At 57.5% G+C, this 5,402-nt stretch carries 3 rRNA genes; all 3 read right to left on the bottom strand.

What is annotated here, in order from left to right:
- Window positions 1-8: 8 nt before the first annotated feature.
- The 3 genes from rrf to ACFHW1_RS28330 all read right to left on the bottom strand — a co-directional run bounded on the left by rrf (window position 9) and on the right by ACFHW1_RS28330 (window position 5,176).
- Window positions 9-125 (bottom strand): 5S ribosomal RNA (rrf, locus tag ACFHW1_RS28340).
- 70 nt (window positions 126-195) lie between these two features.
- Window positions 196-3,302: ribosomal RNA gene (locus ACFHW1_RS28335) — 23S ribosomal RNA — on the bottom strand.
- A gap of 357 nt (window positions 3,303-3,659) precedes the next feature.
- Window positions 3,660-5,176 (bottom strand): 16S ribosomal RNA (locus ACFHW1_RS28330).
- Together the 16S, 23S and 5S rRNA genes form the textbook arrangement of a ribosomal RNA operon.
- Between the last annotated feature and the right edge of the window lie 226 nt (window positions 5,177-5,402).

Here is a 5,402-nt window from a genome sequence, read left to right as displayed (position 1 = left end):
GTAAAGATGTCCGGCGGTGACCTACTCTCCCACACCCTCACGAGTGCAGTACCATCGGCGCTGGAGAGCTTAGCTACCGGGTTCGGAATGTAACCGGGCGTTTCCCCTCCGCCATAACCGCCGTAACCCTAACAACAAACCAAACACACACGGTGCCCGTTTGCCCAGAATCACACAGTGGACGCGTACATCTTCGAAGTCAAGTCCTCGGCCTATTAGTACCGGTCAACTGAACCAGTTACCTGGCTTACATCTCCGGCCTATCAACCCAGTCATCTACTGGGAGCCTTACCCCACCAAAGTGGGTGGGACACCTCATCTTGAAGCGAGCTTCCCGCTTAGATGCTTTCAGCGGTTATCCCTTCCGAACGTAGCCAACCAGCCGTGCCCCTGGCGGGACAACTGGCACACCAGAGGTTCGTCCGTCCCGGTCCTCTCGTACTAGGGACAGCCCTTCTCAAGTATCCTACGCGCGCGGCGGATAGGGACCGAACTGTCTCACGACGTTCTAAACCCAGCTCGCGTACCGCTTTAATGGGCGAACAGCCCAACCCTTGGGACCTGCTACAGCCCCAGGATGCGACGAGCCGACATCGAGGTGCCAAACCATCCCGTCGATATGGACTCTTGGGGAAGATCAGCCTGTTATCCCCGGGGTACCTTTTATCCGTTGAGCGACACCGCTTCCACACGCAAGTGCCGGATCACTAGTCCCGACTTTCGTCCCTGCTCGACCTGTCAGTCTCACAGTCAAGCTCCCTTGTGCACTTACACTCAACACCTGATTGCCAACCAGGATGAGGGAACCTTTGGGCGCCTCCGTTACCCTTTAGGAGGCAACCGCCCCAGTTAAACTACCCACCAGACACTGTCCCTGAACCGGATCACGGTCCGAAGTTAGAAACCCAAATCAACCAGAGTGGTATTTCAACAACGACTCCACCGATACTGGCGTACCAGCTTCACAGTCTCCCACCTATCCTACACAAGCTAATTCGAGTACCAATGTCAAGCTATAGTAAAGGTCCCGGGGTCTTTCCGTCCTGCCGCGCGTAACGAGCATCTTTACTCGTAATGCAATTTCGCCGGGCCTGTGGTTGAGACAGTAGGAAAGTCGTTACGCCATTCGTGCAGGTCGGAACTTACCCGACAAGGAATTTCGCTACCTTAGGATGGTTATAGTTACCACCGCCGTTTACTGGCGCTTAAGTTCTCAGCTTCGCCCCGAAGAGCTAACCGGTCCCCTTAACGTTCCAGCACCGGGCAGGCGTCAGTCCATATACATCGAATTACTTCTTCGCATGGACCTGTGTTTTTAGTAAACAGTCGCTTTCCCCTGGTCTCTGCGGCCATACAACGCTCCACCCGAAAAGGGCTTCACGTCTCCGGCCCCCCTTCTCCCTAAGTTACGGGGGCAATTTGCCGAGTTCCTTAACCACAGTTCGCCCGATCGCCTCGGTATTCTCTACCTGACCACCTGTGTCGGTTTAGGGTACGGGCCGCTAGAAGCTCGCTAGAGGCTTTTCTCGGCAGCATAGGATCACTGACTTCACCTGAATCGGCTCGGCATCACGTCTCAGCCTCACACACCACGGATTTACCTATGATGCAGCCTACACGCTTACCCCGGCACAACCACCGGCCGGGATCAGCTACCTTCCTGCGTCACCCCATCGCTTGACTACTACCCGCCAGGTTCCCGCGCTCCCTCAGATCAGTCCGAAAACCTCACCAAGTTCGGGCAGTTAGCACAACGAGGTTCATCATGGGCGCTCCTTCGCGGGTACGGGAATATCAACCCGTTGTCCATCGACTACGCCTCTCGGCCTCGCCTTAGGTCCCGACTCACCCAGGGCGGATTAGCCTGGCCCTGGAACCCTTGGTCATCCGGCGGAAGGGTTTCTCACCCTTCTTTCGCTACTCATGCCTGCATTCTCACTCGTGCCGCGTCCACAGCTGGGTCACCCCGCTGCTTCACCCCCGGCACGACGCTCCCCTACCCATCCACACACCTGCACCAACCCCAAAAAGGATCAGCGAAGTACACGCGTGAATGCCACAGCTTCGGCGGTGTGCTTGAGCCCCGCTACATTGTCGGCGCGGAACCACTTGACCAGTGAGCTATTACGCACTCTTTAAAGGGTGGCTGCTTCTAAGCCAACCTCCTGGTTGTCTAAGCGACCCCACATCCTTTTCCACTTAGCACACGCTTAGGGGCCTTAGCTGGTGATCTGGGCTGTTTCCCTCTCGACTACGAAGCTTATCCCCCGCAGTCTCACTGCCGCGCTCTCACTTACCGGCATTCGGAGTTTAGCTGATTTCGGTAAGCTTGTAGGCCCCCTAGACCATCCAGTGCTCTACCTCCGGCAAGAAACACGCGACGCTGCACCTAAATGCATTTCGGGGAGAACCAGCTATCACGGAGTTTGATTGGCCTTTCACCCCTAACCACAGGTCATCCCCCAACTTTTCAACGTTGGTGGGTTCGGCCCTCCACGCGGTCTTACCCGCGCTTCAGCCTGCCCATGGCTAGATCACTCCGCTTCGGGTCTAGAACATGCGACTCAAACGCCCTCTTCAGACTCGCTTTCGCTACGGCTACCCCACACGGGTTAACCTCGCCACATGCCACTAACTCGCAGGCTCATTCTTCAAAAGGCACGCCGTCACCCCTAAAGGCTCCGACGGATTGTAGGCGAACGGTTTCAGGTACTATTTCACTCCCCTCCCGGGGTACTTTTCACCATTCCCTCACGGTACTCGTCCGCTATCGGTCACTAGGAAGTATTTAGGCTTACCAGGTGGTCCTGGCAGATTCACGGCAGATTTCAGGAGTCCGCCGCTACTCGGGAACATCCACAGAAGACCAGAAGTTTTCACCTACCGGACTATCACCGTCTACGGCTGGCTTTTCCACACCATTCAGCTAACAACTGGCTTTATCACTTCTCGACCGAATGTCAGTCCGATCAGCAGAGTCCCACAACCCCGACCACGCAACCCCTGACAGGTATCACACGCAGCCGGTTTAGCCTCATCCGCTTTCGCTCGCCACTACTCACGGAATCACTATTGTTTTCTCTTCCTGCGGGTACTGAGATGTTTCACTTCCCCGCGTTCCCTCCACACACCCTATGAGTTCAGGTGCAGGTGACACCACATGACTGATGCCAGGTTTCCCCATTCGGACACCCTGGGATCACAGCTCGGTTGACAGCTCCCCCAGGCCTATCGCGGCCTCCCACGTCCTTCATCGGCTCCTAGTGCCAAGGCATCCACCGTTCGCCCTTGACAACTTGACCACAAAGATGCTCGCGTCCACTGTGTAATTCTCAACAAACGACCAACCCGCAACCCCCAGCCCCACACCAGCACCACCACACACGATGGCCGGTATGCAAGACCAGGCCGCGCCTGGCATCCAGAGACAACAACCCACCACGTGGCCTGTTCCCTCAGGACCCAACAGGATGCCCACCATCCGCACCAGCCGCACCAACACCACCCTCCACACCCCCACCCGAAAGCAGAAGCAGTACTAGCAGCATCAGCCGTTGCCAACACGAACTCACCAGTGTCTCCGCCAAATGAGCACCCCCACCCCACACTCGGAGGCGGCAGGCTCCCTACCCGACCTTCGCCGGGAGAGCGCTCCTTAGAAAGGAGGTGATCCAGCCGCACCTTCCGGTACGGCTACCTTGTTACGACTTCGTCCCAATCGCCAGCCCCACCTTCGACAGCTCCCTCCCACAAGGGGTTGGGCCACCGGCTTCGGGTGTTGCCGACTTTCGTGACGTGACGGGCGGTGTGTACAAGGCCCGGGAACGTATTCACCGCAGCGTTGCTGATCTGCGATTACTAGCGACTCCGACTTCACGGGGTCGAGTTGCAGACCCCGATCCGAACTGAGACCGGCTTTTTGGGATTCGCTCCACCTCACGGTATCGCAGCCCATTGTACCGGCCATTGTAGCATGCGTGAAGCCCTGGACATAAGGGGCATGATGACTTGACGTCATCCCCACCTTCCTCCGAGTTGACCCCGGCAGTCTTCGATGAGTCCCCGCCATAACGCGCTGGCAACATCGAACAAGGGTTGCGCTCGTTGCGGGACTTAACCCAACATCTCACGACACGAGCTGACGACAGCCATGCACCACCTGTGACCGCCCCCGAAGGACCCCACATCTCTGCAGGTTTTGCGGCCATGTCAAACCCAGGTAAGGTTCTTCGCGTTGCATCGAATTAATCCGCATGCTCCGCCGCTTGTGCGGGCCCCCGTCAATTCCTTTGAGTTTTAGCCTTGCGGCCGTACTCCCCAGGCGGGGCGCTTAATGCGTTAGCTGCGGCACAGAGAACCGGAGAGGCCCCCCACACCTAGCGCCCAACGTTTACAGCGTGGACTACCAGGGTATCTAATCCTGTTCGCTCCCCACGCTTTCGCTCCTCAGCGTCAGTATCGGCCCAGAGACCCGCCTTCGCCACCGGTGTTCCTCCTGATATCTGCGCATTTCACCGCTACACCAGGAATTCCAGTCTCCCCTACCGAACTCTAGCCTGCCCGTATCGACTGCAAGCCCACAGTTGAGCTGTGGGTTTTCACAGTCGACGCGACAAGCCGCCTACGAGCTCTTTACGCCCAATAAATCCGGACAACGCTCGCGCCCTACGTCTTACCGCGGCTGCTGGCACGTAGTTGGCCGGCGCTTCTTCTGCAGGTACCGTCACTTACGCTTCGTCCCTGCTGAAAGAGGTTTACAACCCGAAGGCCGTCATCCCTCACGCGGCGTCGCTGCATCAGGCTTCCGCCCATTGTGCAATATTCCCCACTGCTGCCTCCCGTAGGAGTCTGGGCCGTGTCTCAGTCCCAGTGTGGCCGGTCGCCCTCTCAGGCCGGCTACCCGTCGTCGCCTTGGTAGGCCATCACCCCACCAACAAGCTGATAGGCCGCGAGCCCATCCCAAGCCGAAAAACTTTCCACACACCACCATGCGGCAGCATGTAATATCCGGTATTAGCCCCGGTTTCCCGGGGTTATCCCAAAGCCTGGGGCAGGTTGCTCACGTGTTACTCACCCGTTCGCCGCTCGAGTACCCCGAAGGGCCTTTCCGCTCGACTTGCATGTGTTAAGCACGCCGCCAGCGTTCGTCCTGAGCCAGGATCAAACTCTCCAACAAAAACTTGTGAAGAAATCAAACCCGGCATATAAAATGCCAAGGAATCACCAACCAGAAAACCACCACAAACGCGGCAGTCAACCAGCCGGGAACCAAACAAACTTTGGCACTGGCTTATCAAGCACCCTGTTGAGTTCTCAAAGAACAAACACACACCAGCAGAACCACCCACACCAAGCAGGCAACCCCACCAGGGCCATCCGTCCCACCCGACTTCCGTCGGGCA

This window comes from Micromonospora sp. LOL_014 (assembly GCF_048060245.1).
Classification (GTDB): Bacteria; Actinomycetota; Actinomycetes; order Mycobacteriales; family Micromonosporaceae; genus Micromonospora_E.
Note: the sequence above shows the minus strand (reverse complement) of the source record. Positions and strands in the feature narration are given on the sequence as shown.